The sequence below is a fragment of the Pantoea sp. DY-5 genome (genome assembly GCF_019795955.1).
GTDB lineage: Bacteria > Pseudomonadota > Gammaproteobacteria > Enterobacterales > Enterobacteriaceae > Pantoea > Pantoea leporis.
The window spans coordinates 210,618-230,641 of sequence record NZ_JAIMIE010000008.1 but is presented as its reverse complement, the minus strand read 5'-3'; the positions used below and the strand labels follow the sequence as shown (position 1 = coordinate 230,641).

Here is a 20,024-nt window from a genome sequence, read left to right as displayed (position 1 = left end):
TACGCTACTCTCCTTCGGAGTCAAACACTTTTTTCAGCGTTTTCATCCGGCGGGATGAATTTCTTCACTCCCTGCTGAGCCGTCTGCGTTGCCGCTTTGCCGTCTCAGTGGTGGCGCATTATAGGGATCCGAATTTTTTGCACAACCCCTTTTTTCGATCTTTTTAATCGACTGGCGAGTTTTCACTCTTTTCGCTGCGATCGCGAGCGATCCGCTCAAAAATCATCTTGTTTATCCGCCTTTTAAGCCGCAGGCTTGGGTAAAAACGTAAAGGAGAAGATCATGTCTACAGCCCTACGACCTTATAAGAACCATTTTCCGCAACAAGGCGATCGCGTGATGATCGATAGCAGCAGCGTGGTGGTGGGTGAAGTACAACTTGCCGATGACGTAAGTGTCTGGCCGCTGGTTGCGATTCGCGGTGACGTCAATAAAGTGGTGATAGGTAAAAGAAGCAATATTCAGGATGGCAGCGTACTGCACGTCACTCACAAGTCCACCAGCAATCCGGAAGGTTATCCGCTGATTGTTGGCGAAGATGTCACGGTAGGGCATAAAGCGATGCTGCACGGCTGTACTATCGGCAATCGCGTACTGGTTGGTATGGGATCCATTCTGCTGGACGGCGTGATCGTTGAAGATGATGTGATGATTGGCGCTGGCAGTTTGGTACCGCCAGGTAAACGACTGGAGAGCGGCTACCTGTATTTAGGCAGCCCGGTGAAGCAGGTCCGCCCACTCAGTGAAGCGGAAATCGCCGGGCTGCTTTATTCATCCAACAACTATGTCGGTTGGAAGAATGAATATCTCGTTCAGGAAAGCCAATCTCATTCCTGATCGCCAGTCTTACCTCTGCTGCATCGACTGCTTTAGTTTGGCAATCACTGGCGTGATCTCTGGCATCACGCCATGCCATAAATGGAAAGAGTGAGCGGCTTGACCCACTAACATACCAACGCCATCCGCCAGCTGCTGCGCGCCCTGCTGCTGGCACCACAGTAAAAATGGCGTCAAACCTTGTTGATAAAACATGTCGTAGCATCGCGTTTGCGCATTAATTAGCGATGTGCCTAACGCCGGAACTTTGCCATCAACACCGCTCGAGGTCGCATTAATGATCAGATCAAATTGCTGATCCGCTAATTGCTCAAAGCCGGCCGCTTTGATATCCCCGCTATGCTGGAAAATCTCTGCCAGCTGCTCGGCGCGTGCCAAGGTGCGATTCACCACCACCAGCGAACATCCGAATGAAAGCAGTGGCAGGATCACGCCACGCGCAGCACCACCGGCGCCCACCAGCAGAACTCGATCACCTGGATGGATCATCTGCAGTCGTTCCAGATCGCTGAGCAAGCCGATGCCATCGGTGTTGTCGCCGAAGATCTTACCCTGCGCATCTTTCTTTAACGTATTAACCGCACCGGACAATGCCGCACGTTCGCTAAGCTCATCGGCAAATTCCCATGCCTGCTGTTTAAAAGGCAGCGTGACATTGGCACCTTTGCCGCCATGCGCAAAAAAATCGGCGATCGACTGAGGAAAACCCTCAAGTGGCGCGCACTCCTTGCCATATTGATGCTCAATGCCGGTTTGCTCAGCGAACAAGTTATGAATGAAAGGAGATTTGCTATGCGCAATCGGGTGACCAAATACGGCAAAATTTTCCATGCGTTAGCCCTGACGAATAAGTTCACCGCTAATAACGTCGCGGATTTCAGAAGGATTCAGTCGCCCACCCGTTTCAGCATTTAAGACCGGGAACTGCGGACCAAATTGCTTAGCAACCTCTTCCGCATTACGACAAGGCGGTTCGCCGGAAAGATTGGCGCTGGTCGAAACCAGAGGTTTACCAAAACCGCGACACAAAGCCTGTACGTCAGGATGATCGCTAACGCGAATGGCCAGTGAGTCAAAACGCCCCGTTAACCAACGCGGCGTATGTGGCGAAGCTGGCACTACATAGGTTACCGGGCCAGGCCAACTGGCAAACATACGCTCGCGCTGCAGCACAGAGAGTTCACGGTCGGCGATATAAGGTTCCAGCTGCGCGTAATCGGCTGCAATCAAAATGAGTCCTTTCTCGACTGGACGCTGCTTGAGCGCCAAAAGTGCCATTACGGCATCCTCGCTGTCGGGATCGCAGCCCAATCCAAATACGGCTTCGGTTGGATAGGCGATAACTTCCTGTTGCTGTAGCCTCTCAATGCAAAAATCGAGACTACCCGCTGAATACTGGCTTGGCTTCATGATGATGATGCGTCCTGGACAATGGGCTTACCGCAGCGTTTGCTGGCGCAGAAGCGCTTCATGCCTTGTGCGGTTTTCTTCTCTATTAATAAAGGGAACTGGCAATGCGGGCAAACGCCTTCAACCGGCGCTGCGTTAAGGACAAACTGGCAATCTGGATAGCGATCGCAAGAGTAGAAGGTTTTGCCATAGCGCGAGCGCCGCTGTACCAGTTTACCGCTCTGACATTGCGGACAGGCGATAGCTGTTTCATCAGGCTTGTCGATAGTTTCGGTGTAATCACATTCCGGGTAGTGACTGCAACCCACGAACATGCCAAATCGCCCCTGACGCAGAACTTTGTCTGCGCCACACTGGGGGCATGCATGGCCTTCCAGCACTTTAACGACGTGTCCATCTCCCTGACTTTTCAGCGGGCGAATGTAATCGCAGGTTGGATAATTTACACACCCCAGAAAAGGGCCGTGTTTGCCGGAACGTATGACTAATTCTGCCCCGCAAGCGGGGCAGGGATCGTGTTTAGGCACGGAAAATAGTGCTGATTTACTCATATTACCGGTTGCATCAATCGCAAATTATTAATGCAGCATACCTTCATTGACGTCGAATAACAGTTCTTCCATTTGCTGATAGGCGTTTTCACATCCTGGAATGTTAAAAAGCACCATCAACACCACCCATTTGAGATCTTCAAGATCGAATTCGAGGGTATCAAGGGCCATTACGCGTTCGATGACCATCTCGCGCGTTTCCATATTCAGCACCTGGACCTGTTCCAGGAACAAAATAAAACCGCGACATTCTGCATCTAAACGCTGGTTTTCCTCTTCGGTATAGATTCGCATTGAGAGCGGATCGTTTGCCATGAGTACTGGCGCAACCAAGCCTTCCTGATAATCCGCTAACCGCTCAAGCCAATTCAACGCATTGTAGATATCTTCACGATGAAAACCGGCATCGGTTAAATCATCGGTCAATTTATCCTGATCAACGCGCATTTCAGCTTCGTTGTGGATATACGTCTCAAACAAGTACATAAGTACGTCGAACATGGCATGCCCTCCTCAATCGGACATAGCCGCCGGGTACAGCTGCGATCCATCCTGCTAACTCCAGCTCCAGCAGGTGAGCTGCGATAACTGGCACAGGTTGGCCGGCACGTTCAGCGACGACGTCAACAGGTGTAACCTCATCACCTACGTTAGCCAACACAGTTGCAAATGGCAATGGCACATCGTCACTGTGTTGTGAATATATTGTTTCTGAACTGCTATCAGGCAACCATTGCAGCGTTGAATGTAAATCTTCAAGGATATTGTTAGGATGCGCCACCAGCAGCGCGCCTTGCTGGATAAGCCAGTGCGTACCTTCACTACCCGGATTGCCTAGCGCGCCGGGTAATGCATAAACGTTACGATTTTGTTCCAAAGCGTAGCGTGCCGTCACCAGCGAACCGCTTTTTAACGTGGCTTCAACTACCAGTACGCCAAGACTTAAACCACTGATGATGCGATTACGCCGCGGAAAGTTAACCGCATGCGGTGCCGTATCAAGGGGGAATTCCGAGATCAGTGCCCCACCGCCAGCGATGATCTCACGTGCTAACGCTTGATGACTTTTAGGGTAGATATGCTGCAGACCGCTGCCTAATACTGCAACGGTCTTGCCCTGCACTTCTAACGCGGCCCGATGCGCCACGCCATCGATTCCGCGTGCAAGGCCGCTGGTGATGGTCAATCCACTTAGCGCTAATTGCTGCGTAAACCAGCTTCCCCATTGCTTACCATAATGCGTGCAGTGACGGCTGCCCACGACACCGAGTTGGGGCGTCTGCAAGATGTCCATATTTCCCGCGACATACAGCAATGAGGGACGTCGACTGATTTCCGCTAACGCCGAGGGATAATGTTCGTCGATACAGGTAACTACATGATGCTGTTCATCCTCCAGCCATAGATGTGTTCGTGCTAACTGGCGTGGACAAAGCTCTTTAAACTGTTGTCGCTGGGTTTCGTTTAATCCCTGATCCAGTAAAAGATCGTCATCAACCTGAGCATTATCCTGCAATGCCTCAGCTAAATGTCTGACAACTCCAGAGCTTAAGCCTTTCACATTTGCCAGCCTGAGCATCCATTCAATTCTCTCCATGCTGCACTCCCTGTCAGCCGCGCTATCATGCGGTGCAATGCTGTCAATCAGACATCAAAAAGTCTACAATATGAGGCAGTAATCTTTTCTTCAACGCATACAGATCTGGATATTTATGTCAGTTTTGCAGGTATTACATTTCCCTGATGATCGCCTTCGCAAAATCGCTGCGCCGGTGGCAACCGTAAACGCAGACGTGCAGCGTATTGTCGACGACATGTTTGAAACCATGTACGCCGAAGAAGGTATTGGCTTAGCGGCGACCCAAGTCGATATTCATCAGCGCATCATTGTTATTGATGTTTCTGAAAACCGTGACGAGCGTTTGGTGCTGATTAATCCGGAACTGCTGGAAAAGAGCGGTGAAACCGGTATTGAAGAAGGCTGCCTTTCTATTCCTGAGCAACGTGCTTTTGTGCCGCGCGCAGAGTGGGTCAAGGTGCGTGCGCAGGATCGTGACGGCAAAAGCTTTGAGCTGGAAACCGACGGTCTGCTGGCGATTTGCATCCAGCATGAAATCGATCATCTCGATGGCAAACTTTTCATTGATTATCTGTCGCCACTGAAACGTCAGCGTATCAAACAGAAACTGGAAAAATTGGCCCGCCTAAACGCACGCGAAGATTAAGTGCTCATTGAAGGTTAAACTGTGTCTGCACCGCTCAAAATTATCTTTGCCGGTACACCTGACTTTGCAGCGCGTCATTTAGACGCGCTACTTGCTTCTGAGCATCAGGTTGTTGGCGTCTTTACCCAGCCCGATCGTCCAGCCGGACGCGGTAATAAGCTTACGTCAAGCCCGGTCAAAGTCCTGGCACAGGCGCACGATATTCCCGTATTTCAGCCGAAATCCCTGAAGCCTGAAGAGAACCAGCACCTGGTTGCCGATCTGCAGGCCGATATCATGGTGGTGGTCGCTTATGGCTTGATCCTGCCGAAAGCCGTGCTGGCGATGCCGCGACTGGGTTGCATCAATGTGCATGGTTCGCTGCTGCCACGCTGGCGCGGCGCTGCACCCATCCAGCGCTCTCTGTGGGCCGGCGATACCGAAACCGGTGTCACCATTATGCAGATGGATGTTGGCCTCGATACCGGCGATATGCTGCATAAACTCTCCTGCCCGATTACGGCTGAAGACACCAGCGCGTCGCTGTATGAGAAGCTGGCGCAACTCGGCCCGCAAGGCATGCTGTTAACGCTGGATCTGCTGGCAAGCGGTAATGCCAGGCCAGAAGTTCAGGATGAAGCGCTGGTCTCTTATGCCGAGAAACTGAGTAAAGAAGAAGCGCATCTCGATTGGTCACTTTCAGCAGCGCAGTTGGAACGTTGTATTCGTGCCTTCAATCCATGGCCAATGAGCTATTTCATGATTGAAGAGCAACCGGTAAAAGTCTGGCAGGCAACGGTTTTGCCGCATCAGAACAAGCAACCCGGTGAAATCGTCCATGCTGATAAACAAGGCATTCAGATCGCAACGGCCGATGGTGTGCTGAATCTGGTATCGCTGCAACCTGCCGGTAAAAAAGCCATGTCCGCTCAGGACCTGCTCAATTCGCGCCGCGAATGGTTCGTACCTGGAACCGTTCTGGCCTGATCCTCCAAGCCCGGTTTGACCGGGCTTTTTGTTTGATGAAATAACATGAAAAAAGCTACCAACTTGCGCAGCCTGGCCGCGCAACTCATTGAACGCGTTGTGGACAAAGGTGAATCGCTAAGTGCCATTTTACCGGGGGCGCAAAAGAACCTATCCGATAAAGATGGCGCGCTGCTGCAAGAACTCTGTTTTGGCGTGATGCGCACGCTGCCGCAGCTGGAAGCCTTAATCGGCAAACTGATGGAGCGCACCTTAACCGGTAAGCAGCGAGTGTTGCATTATCTGTTGATGGTTGGTCTCTATCAGCTGTTATATACCCGCGTGCCGGCCCATGCGGCACTGGCAGAAACCGTGGCGGGTGCTGAAGTGCTGAAGCGCACGGCTTTAAAAGGCCTGTTAAATGGCGTGTTGCGCCAGTTCCTGCGCCAGCAAGAAGCGCTGTTAGCCGAAGTCGATCAGGGCTCGCAACGTTACTGGCATCCAGGCTGGTTGCTGAAACGTCTGCAAGCGGCATGGCCAGAACAGTGGCAACAGATTGTTGAAGCTAACAATCAGCGACCGCCGATGTGGCTGCGCGTCAATCGCCAGCATTACAGTCGCGACGCCTGGCTGGCGCTATTGCAGGCAGAAGAGAAAGTTGCTTTTCCTGGCGATGCACAAGATGCATTGCGACTGGAATCACCCGCTCCAGTCAGCCAGCTGCCGGGTTTCGATCAAGGTTGGGTGACGGTGCAGGATCTTTCTGCACAACGTTGCGCACTGCTGCTTGAGCCCAAAAATGGGGAAAATATTCTCGATCTCTGTGCTGCTCCGGGTGGTAAAACCACACATATCCTCGAAATCGCCCCGCATGCCAAAGTCTTAGCCGTCGATGTTGACCCGCAACGCCTGCTCCGTGTGCATGAGAACTTACAGCGCCTGGGCATGCAGGCTGAAGTGCGTCAGGGCGATGGTCGTACACCGGCAGAATGGTGTGGCGATATGCAGTTCGATCGTATTCTGCTCGATGCACCCTGCTCTGCCACGGGCGTTATTCGCCGCCATCCAGACATCAAGTGGCTGCGTCGCGATCGTGATATTCCTGAGCTGGCGAATCTGCAGCGTGAAATTCTTGAGGCCGTATGGCCGCGTTTGAAATCTGGCGGCACGATGATTTATGCCACCTGCTCAGTATTGCCGGAAGAGAACCACAATCAAATCAGTGCCTTTTTGGCAGCGCATAGCGACGCCGTGGCCGAGACGTTGCCGCAGGGCCAAGCCAATGGCTGGCAGGTTTTCCCGACCATCGATGGCGGCGACGGCTTCTTCTACGCTAAGCTGATGAAAAAATAGTGCTGCGCATACTGACAAGAGCATCTAAGCCATGAAAATCATTATCCTCGGCGCCGGCCAGGTCGGCGGAACCCTGGCAGAAAATCTGGTCGGGGAAAATAACGATATCACCGTCGTCGATAGCGATGCGACGCGTTTACGCGTATTGCAGGACAAATTTGATCTGCGCGTCGTGCATGGTCACGGATCACATCCGCGTATTTTGCGTGAAGCCGGTGCTGAAGATGCGGATATGTTGGTGGCGGTAACCAACTCCGATGAAACCAACATGGTGGCTTGTCAGATTGCGTATTCCCTTTTCAATACGCCCAATCGCATCGCGCGTATTCGCGCCGCTGAATACTTACGCGATGCTGAGAAGCTGTTTGTACCGGAAGCCGTGCCAATTGATCATCTGATCTCTCCTGAGCAGTTGGTGATTGACAATATCTACCGCCTGATTCAGTACCCCGGCGCACTTCAGGTGGTGAATTTTGCCGAAGGCAAAGTGAGCCTCGCAGTGGTTAAAGCCTATTATGGCGGTCCGCTGGTCGGAAATCCTTTGTCGATCATGCGTGAACATATGCCACATATTGATACGCGAGTCGCAGCGATTTTTCGTCAGGATCGCCCAATACGTCCTCAGGGTTCTACGATCGTGGAAGCCGGGGATGAAGTGTTCTTTATTGCCGCGAGCCAGCATATTCGCGCGGTGATGAGTGAAATGCAGCGTCTTGAAAAACCGTATAAGCGCATCATGTTGGTTGGCGGCGGCAATATCGGCTTTGGATTGGCGCAGCGCCTGGAAAAACAGTACAGCGTGAAGTTGATTGAACGTAATCAACAGCGCGCGGCAGAACTAGCAGAACGTTTGCACGATACCATCGTTTTCTACGGTGATGCCTCGGATCAGGAATTGTTGGCCGAGGAGCATGTCGATCAGGTGGATCTCTTCATCGCGGTCACTAACGACGATGAAGCCAATATCATGTCGGCCATGCTGGCCAAGAAAATGGGCGCGAAAAAAGTGATGGTGCTGATCCAGCGCCGCGCCTACGTCGATCTGGTTCAAGGCAGTGTGATCGACATTGCGATCTCGCCACAACAAGCCACCATCTCGGCGCTGCTCAGTCACGTACGTAAAGCCGATATTGTGAGCGTTTCCTCACTGCGTCGCGGTATTGCCGAAGCGATCGAAGCGATCGCACACGGCGATGAAACCACCTCACGGGTGGTTGGACGATTGATAGAAGATATTAAGCTACCGCCGGGAACCATTATTGGTGCTGTGGTGCGCGGTGATGAAGTGATCATCGCCAATGATAATGTGCGCGTCGAACAGGGCGATCATGTAATTATGTTCCTGACGGATAAGAAGTTTGTGCCCGATGTTGAGCGTCTGTTCCAGCCAAGTCCATTCTTCCTGTAAAAGCTGCGGGCGAAAGCCCGCCGTGAAAATTTTGCTTAATCCTTTGTTCTAATGGCAATTGCACAAAGGTTTGTTAGACTTTAGCCATTGGCCAAGGCAAGGAGATAACAATGAGTTTATTCAAAGAGTTTCGTGATTTTGCAATGCGTGGGAACGTGGTTGATCTGGCTGTCGGTGTCATCATCGGTGCCGCTTTTGGTAAGATTGTTTCTTCACTGGTCGCCAATATCATCATGCCGCCACTCGGCTTGCTGATTGGTGGCGTCGATTTCAAACAGTTCAAATGGATATTAAAGCCGGCAGAAGGTGATATTCCTGCTGTGGTAATGGAGTACGGTAACTTTATTCAGACCGTGTTCGATTTCGTTATTGTTGCCTTTGCGATCTTCCTGGCAATTAAAGTAATGAACAAGCTGTATCAGAAAAAAGAAGTTGAGAAAGCGGCACCTAAGCCGACCAATGAAGAGTTACTGCTCACTGAAATCCGTGACCTGTTAAAGCAACAAAATCACGATAAATTATGATGAAAAAGCCGCCCAAATAAGGCGGCTTTTTTGTCTTTAAAGAAGAAGGCCAGTGATAAACTTTTCTGCTTATCACTGGCCTCCCAGTTACGTCCTTTGCCATGTTTGTCTTTACGTTGATAACTGCCTTTTCCTTTCTGATTCTTCTCAACGCGCTGCCTAAACAGTGGATCATGTAATAATGCTTCGAGTGCATTATCGTTGATTTTACCTTTTTGGAGCTGATAGCGAGTCATCTCGTCCTCCGGTTATTAACGGCGCAACTATATTCCTTCCAGCGCAAAATTCAATCCTTGCTACAACAAATTTCAGGCTGCGGCTCTTCACCTTTTTCCAGAGCTTCAAGTATTGAACAACAGGCGCTGCTATGTACGTCGCCGCAGCAGGTTTCAGCCAGACGGTGCAATGAACGCTGGATCGTCTGTAGTTCAGCGATCATGCCATTCACTTCTTCCAATCTTTTCGCCACAATGGCTTTGGATTCCTGGCAAGTATGATGTTCAGGATCTATGCGGATCGACAATAATCCACGAATCGACTCTAAGCTGAAGCCAAGTTGGCGACCATAGCGAATAAAACGCAGCCGCTGTAAATCATCGTCGCTATAAAGGCGAAAACCGCCCTCGGTGCGTACCTCATGATTCATCATCTGCTGTTTTTCATAAAAGCGGATGGTGTCTGGCGTCACATCCGCCATTTTTGCCAGCTGGCCAATCCGGTACATGCTATTTCTCCCGCTGCAAATGATGATGGATGGTATCGCTGTAATCGCCGCGCAAAAATTCGGTACTGATTCCGGCTTGCTGGAGTTTTATTTCTAACAGCGCTAAGCGTTTTGAGAATTCTCGCGCCTCGCCATCGTCAGGATCCAGTTCGAGTAGCAGATCGTTTAGCGCCAATGCTTCACGACGCATTTCAAGTTCAGGAGGTAGGTAACCAGAGTTTTTCAACAGACGATATGCCGTGCGCAATTCAACTGGTACTCCGCTGTCATCATCTAGCTGTAAAGGTGCACCTTCGCCGGACAAATTACTCAGCTCACCCTTTTCCTGAGCTTCACGGATATGTTGCTCTACAAGTTGATCAATTAGCCACATAAGGGAGTTCCTGATGGGTGTATCAGCCATCAGCATAGCGAAAGGGGAGTAAATGGAAAGGAATTACGGACAATAAAAAACCCGCCGAAGCGGGTTTCCTACGATACTGCAAATTACTCTGCAGTAGCTTCTGCTTGAGCTTCTGGACGATCAACCAGCTCGATGTAAGCCATCGGAGCGTTGTCACCAGCACGGAAGCCACACTTCAAAATGCGAGTGTAACCACCGGCACGGCTCGCGAAACGCGGGCCCAGCTCGTTAAACAGTTTTGCCACGATCTCGTTATCACGAGTGCGGGCGAATGCCAGACGACGATTAGCTACGCTGTCGGTCTTGGCAAGAGTAATCAGCGGCTCAACTACGCGGCGCAGCTCTTTGGCTTTCGGCAGAGTCGTCTTAATGATCTCATGACGAACCAGAGAACCAGCCATGTTGCGGAACATAGCCTGACGATGGCTGCTGTTGCGGTTCAGTTGACGACCACTCTTACGATGGCGCATGACCTTATCCTTCTCAGTGAAACCTTAACCTGTGATCGGTTTATTCATCAGCAATGCTTGCTGGTGGCCAGTTTTCCAGGCGCATGCCCAGAGACAAACCACGTGAAGCAAGCACATCTTTAATCTCGGTAAGAGATTTTTTACCCAGGTTAGGCGTTTTAAGCAGCTCAACCTCGGTACGCTGTACCAGATCACCGATGTAGTGGATAGCTTCTGCCTTGAGGCAGTTAGCAGAGCGGACAGTCAATTCCAGATCGTCAACAGGGCGCAGCAGGATCGGATCGAATTCTGGTTTCTCTTCTTTCACTTCCGGCTGACGTACATCACGTAAGTCAACGAAAGCTTCCAGTTGTTCTGCCAGGATGGTTGCCGCACGACGAATCGCCTCTTCAGGATCGATTGTGCCGTTGGTTTCCATTTCGATGACCAGCTTGTCCAGGTCGGTACGCTGTTCTACACGCGCTGCTTCAACATTGTAGGCAATACGGTCTACAGGGCTGTAGCAAGCGTCAACCAACAGACGGCCGATTGGGCGCTCATCTTCTTCCGAATGAATTCGGGCAGAAGCCGGCACATAACCACGACCACGCTGAACTTTGATACGCATGCTAATAGATGCGTTTTCATCGGTCAGGTGGCAGATCACATGCTGCGGCTTGACGATTTCAACATCACCGTCGTGGGTGATGTCGGCTGCAGTCACAGGGCCAATGCCAGATTTATTCAGAGTAAGGATGACTTCATCTTTACCTTGAACTCTTACCGCCAACCCTTTCAGGTTAAGCAGGATTTCCAGGATATCTTCCTGTACGCCCTCTTTGGTGGAGTACTCATGAAGCACACCATCAATCTCAACCTCGGTCACCGCGCAACCCGGCATGGAAGAAAGCAGAATACGGCGCAGTGCGTTACCAAGAGTATGGCCAAAGCCACGCTCTAACGGCTCAAGGGTCACCTTGGCGTGCGTCGAACTCACTTGCTCGATATCTACCAGGCGCGGTTTTAGAAACTCTGTCACAGAACCCTGCATTGTGTCCTCTCTTTGGTACTAAGCTTTACTTAGAGTAAAGCTCGACGATCAGGTGTTCGTTAATGTCCGCAGACAGATCAGTACGTTCAGGAATACGCTTGAACACACCTTCCATCTTAGTAGCATCAACTTCCAGCCAGGTTGGCTTTTCACGCTGCTCAGCCAGCTCCAGAGCGGCCTTCACGCGAGATTGCTGTTTGGCTTTCTCACGGATGCTTACGACATCATTCGGAGATACCTGATAAGAAGCGATGTTAACAACGCGACCGTTCACCAGGATAGATTTATGGCTAACCAGCTGACGTGCTTCTGCACGAGTGGCGCCAAAGCCCATACGGTAAACAACGTTATCCAGACGACCTTCTAGCAGGGCCAGCAGGTTTTCACCTGTGTTGCCTTTCAGACGTGCTGCTTCTTTATAGTAGTTACGGAACTGACGCTCCAGCACGCCGTACATACGACGAACTTTCTGCTTTTCACGCAACTGGCCGCCGTAGTCAGACAGACGCGGTTTACGCGCACCATGCTGACCAGGTGGTTGTTCAATTTTGCACTTGGTATCGATCGCGCGAACGCCAGACTTAAGGAATAAGTCGGTACCCTCACGACGGCTCAGCTTGAGCTTAGGACCCAAATATCTTGCCATTTTCTTTCTCCAACTAACCTAAAAACGGGCGATTAAACGCGACGTTTTTTCGGCGGACGACAACCGTTGTGAGGGATCGGAGTCACATCAGTAATATTAGTGATGCGGAAACCAGCAGCATTCAGAGCACGAATTGTTGATTCGCGACCTGGACCCGGACCCTTAACCATAACTTCCAGATTCTTAATACCGTAATCTTTCACTGCTTCTGCACAGCGCTCTGCAGCTACCTGCGCAGCAAACGGAGTAGATTTACGTGAACCGCGGAAACCGGAACCACCGGCGGTTGCCCAACCCAGTGCGTTACCCTGACGATCAGTAATGGTAACGATGGTGTTGTTAAAAGATGCATGGACATGAGCCACGCCATCTGAGACTTGTTTTCTTACACGCTTACGTGCACGAACTGGTGCCTTTGCCATTATTTACTCACCCCGATTATTTCTTGATCGGTTTACGCGGACCCTTACGGGTACGTGCATTGGTCTTAGTACGCTGACCGCGAACTGGCAGACCACGACGATGGCGTAAACCACGATAGCAACCAAGGTCCATCAGACGCTTGATGCTCAGGGTGATTTCACGGCGCAGATCACCTTCAACAACGAATTTACCAACTGCTTCACGCAGCTGTTCAATTTGTTCTTCAGACAGCTCTCTGATCTTAACATTTTCAGCAATACCCGTTGAAGCGCAGATGGCTTTAGAACGAGTTTTACCGATACCGAAAATCGAAGTTAATGCGATAACGGTATGTTTCTGATCAGGAATGTTAATGCCTGCTATACGGGCCACTATGCACTCCTATAATTAAACAAATGCGTCCCATGCTGAAAAGCCCGTTTTCAGGATACTCAAATGGTAACGCATCGACATACAAAAGATTGGCTGGCTAATCTAGCCAGCTCAACCCGACTTTGCAAGAAAAATATGTGACAATATCAGCCTTGGCGCTGTTTATGCTTTGGCTCGGCGCTGCAGATCACACGTACGACACCGTCGCGGCGAATGATTTTGCAGTTACGACATAATTTCTTGACGGAAGCACGAACTTTCATTTTTACTCTCCGTAACTTCTCAAGCACCCGAATTAACGGCCGTAGCCCTTCAGGTTAGCTTTCTTCAATGCAGACTCGTACTGACTCGACATCATCAGAGTTTGCACTTGAGCCATAAAGTCCATGATGACGACCACTACGATGAGCAGCGATGTGCCGCCAAAGTAGAATGGAACTTTCATAGCATCACGCATGAACTCCGGGATCAGGCAGATAAAAGTAATATACAGTGCGCCGATTAAGGTCAGACGTGTCATTACTTTATCGATGTACTTCGCCGTTTGCTCTCCCGGACGAATTCCCGGTACGAATGCACCAGACTTCTTCAGGTTATCTGCTGTTTCACGTGGGTTGAAGACCAACGCCGTGTAGAAGAAACAGAAGAAGATGATTGCAGTCGCATAGAGTAGCACATAAAGCGGCTGTCCTGGTTGCAAATACAGCGAAATTGTTGTCAGCCAGTTCCAACCGGTACCGCCCCCGAACCATGATGCTATGGTCGCCGGGAACAGAATAATGCTGGAAGCAAAAATAGCTGGGATTACGCCCGCCATATTCACTTTCAACGGTAAATGTGTGCTCTGTGCAGCATATACACGACGACCTTGCTGACGTTTAGCGTAGTTGACCACAATGCGACGCTGGCCACGCTCGACGAAAATAACAAAGAACGTCACTGCAAATACTAGAACTGCAACCAACAGCAACAGAAGGAAGTGCAGGTCACCTTGCCGCGCTTGCTCGATGGTATGGCCAATGGCCGGCGGGAGTCCCGCAACAATACCTGCGAAGATAATGATCGAGATACCGTTACCGATACCTCGCTCAGTAATCTGTTCGCCCAGCCACATCAGGAACATTGTCCCAGTAACCAGACTTACAACAGCGGTAAAGTAGAATGCAAAGCCTGGATTCATTACCAGCCCCTGCATTCCAGGCATATTCGGTAAACCGGTAGCAATACCGATCGACTGGAATACAGCCAGAACCAGTGTGCCGTAGCGAGTGTACTGGCTAATCTTGCGACGACCAGCTTCACCCTCTTTCTTAATCTCAGCTAACGCTGGATGAACCACCGTCAGCAGCTGGATAATAATAGAAGCCGAAATATACGGCATAATACCCAGAGCGAAGATTGAAGCACGACTGAGAGCACCACCAGAGAACATGTTGAACATTTCAATGATGGTGCCACGCTGTTGCTCAAGCAGTTTGGCAAGTACAGTGGCATCGATACCGGGGATTGGAATAAAAGAGCCAATTCGGAAGACAATGAGTGCACCGATTACAAACAACAGTCTGCGCTTCAGTTCACCAAAGCCACCTTTGGCACTTTGAAAATCTAATCCCGGTTGCTTTGCCATCTGCTACTTATTCCTCGATTTTACCGCCAGCAGCTTCGATTGCAGCACGAGCACCTTTGGTGACACGCAGACCGCGAACCGTTACCGGTGCAGAAACTTCACCAGAAAGAATCACTTTCGCGAATTCAATCTGAACACCGATAATATTGGCCGCTTTCAGCGTATTCAGGTCAACAATACCGCCTTCAACTTTCGCCAGATCAGACAGACGAACTTCTGTCGTGATCATTGCTTTGCGAGAGGTGAAACCAAATTTCGGCAGACGACGGTACAGAGGCATCTGACCACCCTCGAAACCGCGACGTACGCCACCGCCAGAACGAGAGTTCTGACCTTTGTGACCACGACCACCAGTTTTACCGAGGCCAGAACCGATACCACGACCCAGACGCTTAGAAGCGTGTTTAGACCCTTCGGCCGGAGACAGAGTGTTTAAACGCATCTCTTACTCCTCCACTTTCAGCATGTAGGAAATCGCGTTAATCATACCGCGTACAGCAGGCGTATCTTCACGCTCGACGGTGTGATTGATGCGACGCAGACCCAAGCCAACCAGAGTCGCTTTGTGCTTAGGCAGGCGGCCGATTGAACTGCGGGTTTGTGTAATTTTAATTGTCTTAGCCATCGTGATTACCCCAGAATTTCTTCAACGGATTTACCACGCTTGGCAGCGACCATTTCCGGAGAATTCATATTGCCCAGGCCATCGATAGTTGCACGAACCACGTTAATCGGGTTGGTAGAACCATACGCTTTAGCCAGAACGTTATGTACTCCAGCAACTTCTAAAACGGCGCGCATTGCACCGCCGGCGATGATACCGGTACCTTCAGAAGCTGGCTGCATGAACACACGAGAACCTGTGTGAGCACCTTTAACAGGGTGCTGCAGGGTGCCGTGAGTCAGCGCGACGTTAATCATATTGCGACGGGCTTTCTCCATCGCTTTCTGGATCGCTGCTGGAACTTCACGCGCTTTACCGTAACCAAAACCAACGCGGCCGTTACCATCACCCACTACAGTCAGTGCGGTGAAGGAGAAAATACGACCACCTTTTACAGTTTTAGATACACGGTTTACCGCGATCAGTTTTTCCTGCAGTTCGCCAGCTTGTTTCTCGATGTTTGACATCTTAGACCTCTACCTTAGAACTGAAGGCCAGCTTCACGGGCAGCATCTGCCAGTGCCTGGACACGACCATGATATTGGAACCCGGAACGGTCGAAAGAGACATTAGTAATGCCTTTCTCAACAGCGCGCTCAGCCAGAGCTTTACCTACAGCTGCAGCGGCGTCTTTGTTACCGGTATACTTCAGTTGTTCGGCAATAGCTTTTTCTACAGTAGAAGCAGCAACCAGAACTTCGGAACCGTTCGGGGCGATCACCTGTGCGTAGATATGACGCGGGGTACGATGTACCACCAGGCGAGTAGCACCCAGCTCTTTGAGCTTGCGACGTGCACGGGTCGCACGACGGATACGAGCAGATTTCTTATCCATAGTGTTACCTTACTTCTTCTTAGCCTCTTTGGTACGCACGACTTCGTCGGCGTAACGAACACCCTTGCCTTTATAAGGCTCAGGACGACGGTAGGCGCGCAGATCAGCTGCAACCTGACCAATCAGCTGTTTATCCGCGCCTTTCAGCACGATCTCAGTCTGAGTTGGACATTCAGCAGTGATGCCGGCCGGCAGTGCATGGTCAACAGGGTGAGAGAAGCCCAGGGCCAAGCTCACAGAGTTGCCTTTAACAGCTGCACGATAACCAACACCAACCAGTTGCAGCTTCTTGGTGAAGCCTTCGGTAACACCGATAACCATGCCGTTCAGCAGCGCACGAGCAGTACCTGCTTGTGCCCAACCATCCGCATAACCTTCGCGTGGAGCGAAAGTCAGGGCGTTGTCTGCATGCTTAACTTCTACAGCACTGTTGATAGTACGAGTCAGCTCGCCGTTTTTGCCTTTGATCGAAACTTCCTGACCGCTGAGTTTTACCTCTACGCCCGCAGGAACAACGACAGGTGCTTTTGCAACACGAGACATTTTATTCCTCCGATTACGCTACGTAGCAGATAATTTCGCCACCAAGACCAGCTTGGCGCGCTGCACGATCAGTCATGACACCTTTAGAGGTAGAGATTACAGCGATGCCCAGACCAGCCATTACTTTTGGCAGCTCATCTTTTTTCTTATAGATGCGCAGACCTGGACGACTAACACGCTGAATGCTCTCTACCACAGCCTTGCCCTGGAAATACTTTAAAGTAACTTCCAGCTCAGACTTGATATCGCCTTCGATTTTAAAATCTTCAATATAGCCTTCTTCCTTCAGCACGTTGGCAATTGCCACTTTCAGCTTGGAGGAAGGCATAGAGACCGCAACTTTGTTCGCGGCCTGACCGTTACGGATACGGGTCAGCATATCCGCGATCGGATCTTGCATGCTCATCTGTGTTACTCCCGTGATTCAAATGGTGACAATTACCAGCTAGCCTTTTTAAGACCCGGGATTTCACCGCGCATTGCGGCTTCACGGACCTTGATACGGCTCAACCCAAACTTCCGCAAGAAACCGTGCGGACGACCTGTCTGACGGCAGCGGTTACGCTGACGGGAAGGGCTGGAATCACGCGGCAGACTCTGCAGCTTGAGAACGGCATCCCAACGATCTTCGTCGGATGCGTTCACATCAGAAATGATCGCTTTCAGTTCAACGCGCTTGGCGAAGAACTTGTCTGCTAATTTCACACGCTTAACTTCGCGTGCTTTCATCGATTGCTTAGCCATTAAGTAACCCTACCTTACTTGCGGAATGGGAATTCAAAGGCAGCCAGCAGAGCACGGCCTTCATCATCAGATTTCGCAGTAGTGGTAATGGTAATATCCAAACCACGAACGCGATCGACTTTGTCATAATCGATTTCTGGGAAGATGATCTGCTCACGAACGCCCATGCTGTAGTTACCACGACCGTCGAACGACTTAGCAGATAAACCGCGGAAGTCACGAATACGTGGTACAGCAATAGTGATCAGACGCTCAAAGAACTCCCACATACGCTCACCGCGCAGAGTTACTTTACAGCCGATCGGATAGCCCTGACGGATTTTGAAGCCTGCAACTGATTTGCGTGCTTTGGTGATCAGCGGTTTTTGACCGGAGATTGCTGCCAGGTCAGCTGCTGCGTTATCCAGCAGTTTCTTGTCAGCGATCGCTTCACCAACACCCATGTTCAGGGTGATCTTCTCGACCCGAGGGACTTGCATGACAGAATTGTAGCCGAACTCTGTCATGAGTTTCTGGACTACTTCGTCTTTGTAGTAATCATGCAGTTTCGCCATCGTACTACTCCAAATTACTTGATAGTTTCGCTATTAGACTTGAAGAAACGGACTTTTTTGCCGTCTTCGAATCTAAAGCCTACACGGTCAGCCTTGCCGGTTGCCGCATTGAAGAGTGCAACGTTGGAAGCTTGAATAGCCGCTTCTTTTTCAACGATGCCACCTGGCTGGTTCAGGGCCGGAACCGGCTTCTGATGTTTCTTAACCAGGTTGATACCTTCAACGATGACTTTACCAGAAGTCAGGACGTTCTTTACTTTACCGCGTTTACCTTTGTCTTTGCCGGTAAGCACGATAACTTCGTCGTTACGACGGATTTTCGCTGCCATTGCTCGCTCCTTAGAGTACTTCTGGTGCCAGAGAGATAATTTTCATGAACTTTTCAGTACGAAGTTCACGAGTTACCGGCCCAAAAATACGCGTACCGATAGGTTGCTCGCTGTTATTGTTTAAAATAACGCATGCATTACCATCGAAGCGAATGACAGAACCGTCCGGGCGACGAACACCCTTCCTGGTGCGCACCACTACCGCTTTCAGGACATCACCTTTTTTCACCTTGCCACGAGGAATTGCTTCCTTGATGGTCACTTTGATGATATCGCCGACGCCTGCGTAGCGACGGTGCGAGCCACCCAGAACCTTGATACACATTACGCGACGTGCACCGGAGTTGTCGGCGACGTTCAGCATAGTCTGTTCTTGGATCATTTTAGTGCTCCGCTAATGTCAACTACTACTTCGGGACCCAAACCTCAGGTCGTTAAAAAGCCCCATAATTGAGGGCGCGGCATTATAACACCGGTTCTCGCACATGGGTAGAAAAAACGAACGGCTCAGACGAGCCGTTCGTTTTATTTTTTAGAGGAAACGGATTCTATTACAGAACCGCTTTCTCTACAACGCGAACCAGCGTCCAAGACTTAGTCTTGGACAGCGGACGGGTTTCGCGGATTTCAACCACGTCACCAATACCGCATTCGTTGTTCTCGTCATGGATGTGCAGCTTAGTCGTACGCTTGATGAATTTACCGTAGATCGGGTGTTTCACGACACGTTCGATAGCAACAACTGCAGATTTCTGCATTTTGTCACTAATAACACGACCCTGCAGAGTACGGATTTTATCGGTCATTACGCCGCCTTCTCAGTCAGTAAAGTCTTAACACGTGCAACATTACGGCGAACTTCTTTCAGCAGATGGGTTTGCTGAAGTTGGCCGGATGCTGCTTGCATGCGCAGGTTAAACTGCTCACGCAGCAGGTTAAGTAGCTCAGTATTCAGCTCTTCAACGCTTTTTTCACGCAGCTCATTTGCTTTCATTACATCACCGTCTTAGTAACAAAGGTGGTTTTGATAGGCAGTTTTGCTGCTGCCAGCTTGAAGGCTTCACGGGCCAATTCTTCCGAAACTCCGTCCATTTCATACAGGACTTTACCCGGTTGAATGAGGGCAACCCAATACTCCACGTTACCCTTACCTTTACCCATACGCACTTCCAGCGGCTTCTCGGTAATTGGTTTGTCCGGGAATACACGGATCCAAATTTTACCTTGACGCTTAACTGCACGGGTCATAGCACGACGTGCTGCTTCGATCTGACGAGCAGTCAGACGACCACGGCCAACAGCTTTCAGACCGAAAGTACCGAAGCTGACATCCGTACCTTGCGCCAGACCACGGTTGCGGCCTTTGTGCACTTTACGGAATTTCGTACGCTTTGGTTGTAACATCAG

The 20,024-nt window shown here is 50.5% G+C and carries 33 protein-coding genes and 1 pseudogene; 6 read left to right on the top strand and 28 right to left on the bottom strand.

What is annotated here, in order from left to right; genetic code table 11:
* The first annotated feature begins 282 nt into the window (after positions 1-282).
* Entirely contained in the window at positions 283-837 is a 555-nt protein-coding gene (locus tag K5Y30_RS22315) for a gamma carbonic anhydrase family protein (RefSeq protein ID WP_222186061.1), read from the top strand.
* Between the two features lie 9 nt (positions 838-846).
* On the opposite strand, the gene aroE is transcribed toward K5Y30_RS22315, so the two are convergent.
* From aroE to dprA, 5 genes are read right to left on the bottom strand one after another with little or no spacing between them, the layout of a single operon-like run.
* Positions 847-1,668: a shikimate dehydrogenase gene (gene aroE / locus K5Y30_RS22310; RefSeq protein WP_222213410.1), complete on the bottom strand. Its 822-nt coding sequence runs from the start codon at positions 1,666-1,668 to the stop codon at positions 847-849.
* 3 nt (positions 1,669-1,671) lie between these two features.
* On the bottom strand, positions 1,672-2,247 hold the full coding sequence (gene tsaC, locus K5Y30_RS22305; RefSeq protein WP_110867589.1) for an L-threonylcarbamoyladenylate synthase type 1 TsaC: 576 nt from the start codon (positions 2,245-2,247) through the stop codon (positions 1,672-1,674).
* Positions 2,244-2,798 (bottom strand): type I DNA topoisomerase, encoded by a 555-nt coding sequence (locus K5Y30_RS22300; RefSeq protein WP_101762573.1) that lies wholly within the window; start codon positions 2,796-2,798, stop codon positions 2,244-2,246. Before K5Y30_RS22300 ends, tsaC begins: the two co-directional genes overlap by 4 nt.
* A 27-nt stretch (positions 2,799-2,825) precedes the next feature.
* Positions 2,826-3,299, bottom strand: a complete 474-nt coding sequence (gene smg, locus K5Y30_RS22295) for a DUF494 family protein Smg (protein WP_007891699.1) — start codon at positions 3,297-3,299, stop codon at positions 2,826-2,828.
* Positions 3,271-4,395, bottom strand: a complete 1,125-nt coding sequence (gene dprA, locus K5Y30_RS22290; protein WP_110867590.1) for a DNA-protecting protein DprA — start codon at positions 4,393-4,395, stop codon at positions 3,271-3,273. The genes smg and dprA overlap by 29 nt, the downstream gene beginning before the upstream one ends.
* A 115-nt stretch (positions 4,396-4,510) precedes the next feature.
* On the opposite strand from dprA, the gene def reads away from it, so the two are divergent.
* The 5 genes from def to mscL all read left to right on the top strand — a co-directional run bounded on the left by def (position 4,511) and on the right by mscL (position 9,253).
* Positions 4,511-5,023, top strand: a complete 513-nt coding sequence (gene def / locus K5Y30_RS22285) for a peptide deformylase (protein ID WP_008104717.1) — start codon at positions 4,511-4,513, stop codon at positions 5,021-5,023.
* 21 nt (positions 5,024-5,044) lie between these two features.
* Entirely contained in the window at positions 5,045-5,989 is a 945-nt protein-coding gene (gene fmt, locus K5Y30_RS22280; protein WP_222213408.1) for a methionyl-tRNA formyltransferase, read from the top strand.
* A gap of 45 nt (positions 5,990-6,034) precedes the next feature.
* Entirely contained in the window at positions 6,035-7,321 is a 1,287-nt protein-coding gene (gene rsmB, locus K5Y30_RS22275; RefSeq protein WP_222186056.1) for a 16S rRNA (cytosine(967)-C(5))-methyltransferase RsmB, read from the top strand.
* Positions 7,322-7,352: 31 nt separating this feature from the next.
* Positions 7,353-8,729 carry a Trk system potassium transporter TrkA gene (trkA, locus tag K5Y30_RS22270; protein ID WP_222213406.1) on the top strand — a complete coding sequence of 459 codons (1,377 nt, stop codon included), beginning with the start codon at positions 7,353-7,355 and terminating at the stop codon, positions 8,727-8,729.
* 110 nt (positions 8,730-8,839) lie between these two features.
* Entirely contained in the window at positions 8,840-9,253 is a 414-nt protein-coding gene (gene mscL / locus K5Y30_RS22265; RefSeq protein ID WP_007891693.1) for a large-conductance mechanosensitive channel protein MscL, read from the top strand.
* Positions 9,254-9,297: 44 nt separating this feature from the next.
* Here the strand turns inward: mscL and K5Y30_RS22260 are convergent.
* From K5Y30_RS22260 to rplP, 23 genes and pseudogenes are all read right to left on the bottom strand, one after another.
* Positions 9,298-9,489 (bottom strand): annotated as a pseudogene (locus K5Y30_RS22260) (alternative ribosome-rescue factor A); the annotation flags it as partial.
* A gap of 50 nt (positions 9,490-9,539) precedes the next feature.
* Complete coding sequence (gene zntR, locus K5Y30_RS22255; RefSeq protein WP_222213402.1) at positions 9,540-9,977, bottom strand: Zn(2+)-responsive transcriptional regulator; 438 nt, start codon at positions 9,975-9,977, stop codon at positions 9,540-9,542.
* Between the two features lies 1 nt (position 9,978).
* On the bottom strand, positions 9,979-10,350 hold the full coding sequence (locus K5Y30_RS22250) for a DnaJ family domain-containing protein (RefSeq protein ID WP_222213400.1): 372 nt from the start codon (positions 10,348-10,350) through the stop codon (positions 9,979-9,981).
* Between the two features lie 113 nt (positions 10,351-10,463).
* Positions 10,464-10,850 (bottom strand): 50S ribosomal protein L17, encoded by a 387-nt coding sequence (rplQ, locus tag K5Y30_RS22245; RefSeq protein ID WP_008104728.1) that lies wholly within the window; start codon positions 10,848-10,850, stop codon positions 10,464-10,466.
* A 40-nt stretch (positions 10,851-10,890) separates the two neighbouring features.
* Positions 10,891-11,880 carry a DNA-directed RNA polymerase subunit alpha gene (gene rpoA, locus K5Y30_RS22240; RefSeq protein WP_007891688.1) on the bottom strand — a complete coding sequence of 330 codons (990 nt, stop codon included), beginning with the start codon at positions 11,878-11,880 and terminating at the stop codon, positions 10,891-10,893.
* Positions 11,881-11,905: 25 nt separating this feature from the next.
* Positions 11,906-12,526, bottom strand: a complete 621-nt coding sequence (gene rpsD / locus K5Y30_RS22235; protein ID WP_007891687.1) for a 30S ribosomal protein S4 — start codon at positions 12,524-12,526, stop codon at positions 11,906-11,908.
* A gap of 32 nt (positions 12,527-12,558) precedes the next feature.
* A complete protein-coding gene (gene rpsK / locus K5Y30_RS22230) occupies positions 12,559-12,948 on the bottom strand; it encodes a 30S ribosomal protein S11 (protein ID WP_004160563.1) in 390 nt (129 codons plus the stop codon).
* Between the two features lie 16 nt (positions 12,949-12,964).
* Positions 12,965-13,321 carry a 30S ribosomal protein S13 gene (gene rpsM, locus K5Y30_RS22225; protein ID WP_034830736.1) on the bottom strand — a complete coding sequence of 119 codons (357 nt, stop codon included), beginning with the start codon at positions 13,319-13,321 and terminating at the stop codon, positions 12,965-12,967.
* A 146-nt stretch (positions 13,322-13,467) separates the two neighbouring features.
* A complete protein-coding gene (gene rpmJ, locus K5Y30_RS22220; protein WP_004160566.1) occupies positions 13,468-13,584 on the bottom strand; it encodes a 50S ribosomal protein L36 in 117 nt (38 codons plus the stop codon).
* Positions 13,585-13,616: 32 nt separating this feature from the next.
* Entirely contained in the window at positions 13,617-14,948 is a 1,332-nt protein-coding gene (gene secY, locus K5Y30_RS22215) for a preprotein translocase subunit SecY (RefSeq protein WP_007891686.1), read from the bottom strand.
* Positions 14,949-14,955: 7 nt separating this feature from the next.
* The gene (rplO, locus tag K5Y30_RS22210) at positions 14,956-15,390 is read right to left on the bottom strand and encodes a 50S ribosomal protein L15 (protein WP_007891684.1); all 435 of its coding nucleotides are present in this window, start codon (positions 15,388-15,390) and stop codon (positions 14,956-14,958) included.
* Positions 15,391-15,393: 3 nt separating this feature from the next.
* On the bottom strand, positions 15,394-15,573 hold the full coding sequence (rpmD, locus tag K5Y30_RS22205; protein ID WP_007891681.1) for a 50S ribosomal protein L30: 180 nt from the start codon (positions 15,571-15,573) through the stop codon (positions 15,394-15,396).
* 5 nt (positions 15,574-15,578) lie between these two features.
* Positions 15,579-16,079, bottom strand: coding sequence for a 30S ribosomal protein S5 (gene rpsE, locus K5Y30_RS22200; RefSeq protein WP_007891679.1), 501 nt, complete (start codon positions 16,077-16,079; stop codon positions 15,579-15,581).
* Between the two features lie 14 nt (positions 16,080-16,093).
* Positions 16,094-16,447, bottom strand: coding sequence for a 50S ribosomal protein L18 (gene rplR, locus K5Y30_RS22195; RefSeq protein ID WP_008104733.1), 354 nt, complete (start codon positions 16,445-16,447; stop codon positions 16,094-16,096).
* A 9-nt stretch (positions 16,448-16,456) separates the two neighbouring features.
* Positions 16,457-16,990: a 50S ribosomal protein L6 gene (gene rplF / locus K5Y30_RS22190; RefSeq protein WP_008104735.1), complete on the bottom strand. Its 534-nt coding sequence runs from the start codon at positions 16,988-16,990 to the stop codon at positions 16,457-16,459.
* A 13-nt stretch (positions 16,991-17,003) separates the two neighbouring features.
* Positions 17,004-17,396, bottom strand: a complete 393-nt coding sequence (gene rpsH, locus K5Y30_RS22185; protein WP_007891668.1) for a 30S ribosomal protein S8 — start codon at positions 17,394-17,396, stop codon at positions 17,004-17,006.
* Positions 17,397-17,428: 32 nt separating this feature from the next.
* A complete protein-coding gene (gene rpsN / locus K5Y30_RS22180) occupies positions 17,429-17,734 on the bottom strand; it encodes a 30S ribosomal protein S14 (RefSeq protein WP_007891666.1) in 306 nt (101 codons plus the stop codon).
* 14 nt (positions 17,735-17,748) lie between these two features.
* Positions 17,749-18,288, bottom strand: coding sequence for a 50S ribosomal protein L5 (gene rplE / locus K5Y30_RS22175; RefSeq protein WP_007891665.1), 540 nt, complete (start codon positions 18,286-18,288; stop codon positions 17,749-17,751).
* 14 nt (positions 18,289-18,302) lie between these two features.
* Positions 18,303-18,617 carry a 50S ribosomal protein L24 gene (gene rplX / locus K5Y30_RS22170; protein WP_007891664.1) on the bottom strand — a complete coding sequence of 105 codons (315 nt, stop codon included), beginning with the start codon at positions 18,615-18,617 and terminating at the stop codon, positions 18,303-18,305.
* A 10-nt stretch (positions 18,618-18,627) separates the two neighbouring features.
* Positions 18,628-18,999, bottom strand: a complete 372-nt coding sequence (gene rplN / locus K5Y30_RS22165; protein WP_006120590.1) for a 50S ribosomal protein L14 — start codon at positions 18,997-18,999, stop codon at positions 18,628-18,630.
* A gap of 169 nt (positions 19,000-19,168) precedes the next feature.
* Entirely contained in the window at positions 19,169-19,423 is a 255-nt protein-coding gene (gene rpsQ, locus K5Y30_RS22160) for a 30S ribosomal protein S17 (RefSeq protein WP_007891663.1), read from the bottom strand.
* The gene (gene rpmC / locus K5Y30_RS22155) at positions 19,423-19,611 is read right to left on the bottom strand and encodes a 50S ribosomal protein L29 (RefSeq protein WP_007891662.1); all 189 of its coding nucleotides are present in this window, start codon (positions 19,609-19,611) and stop codon (positions 19,423-19,425) included. The genes rpsQ and rpmC overlap by 1 nt, the downstream gene beginning before the upstream one ends.
* Positions 19,611-20,021: a 50S ribosomal protein L16 gene (gene rplP / locus K5Y30_RS22150; RefSeq protein ID WP_015962145.1), complete on the bottom strand. Its 411-nt coding sequence runs from the start codon at positions 20,019-20,021 to the stop codon at positions 19,611-19,613. The genes rpmC and rplP overlap by 1 nt, the downstream gene beginning before the upstream one ends.
* Positions 20,022-20,024 lie beyond the last annotated feature (3 nt).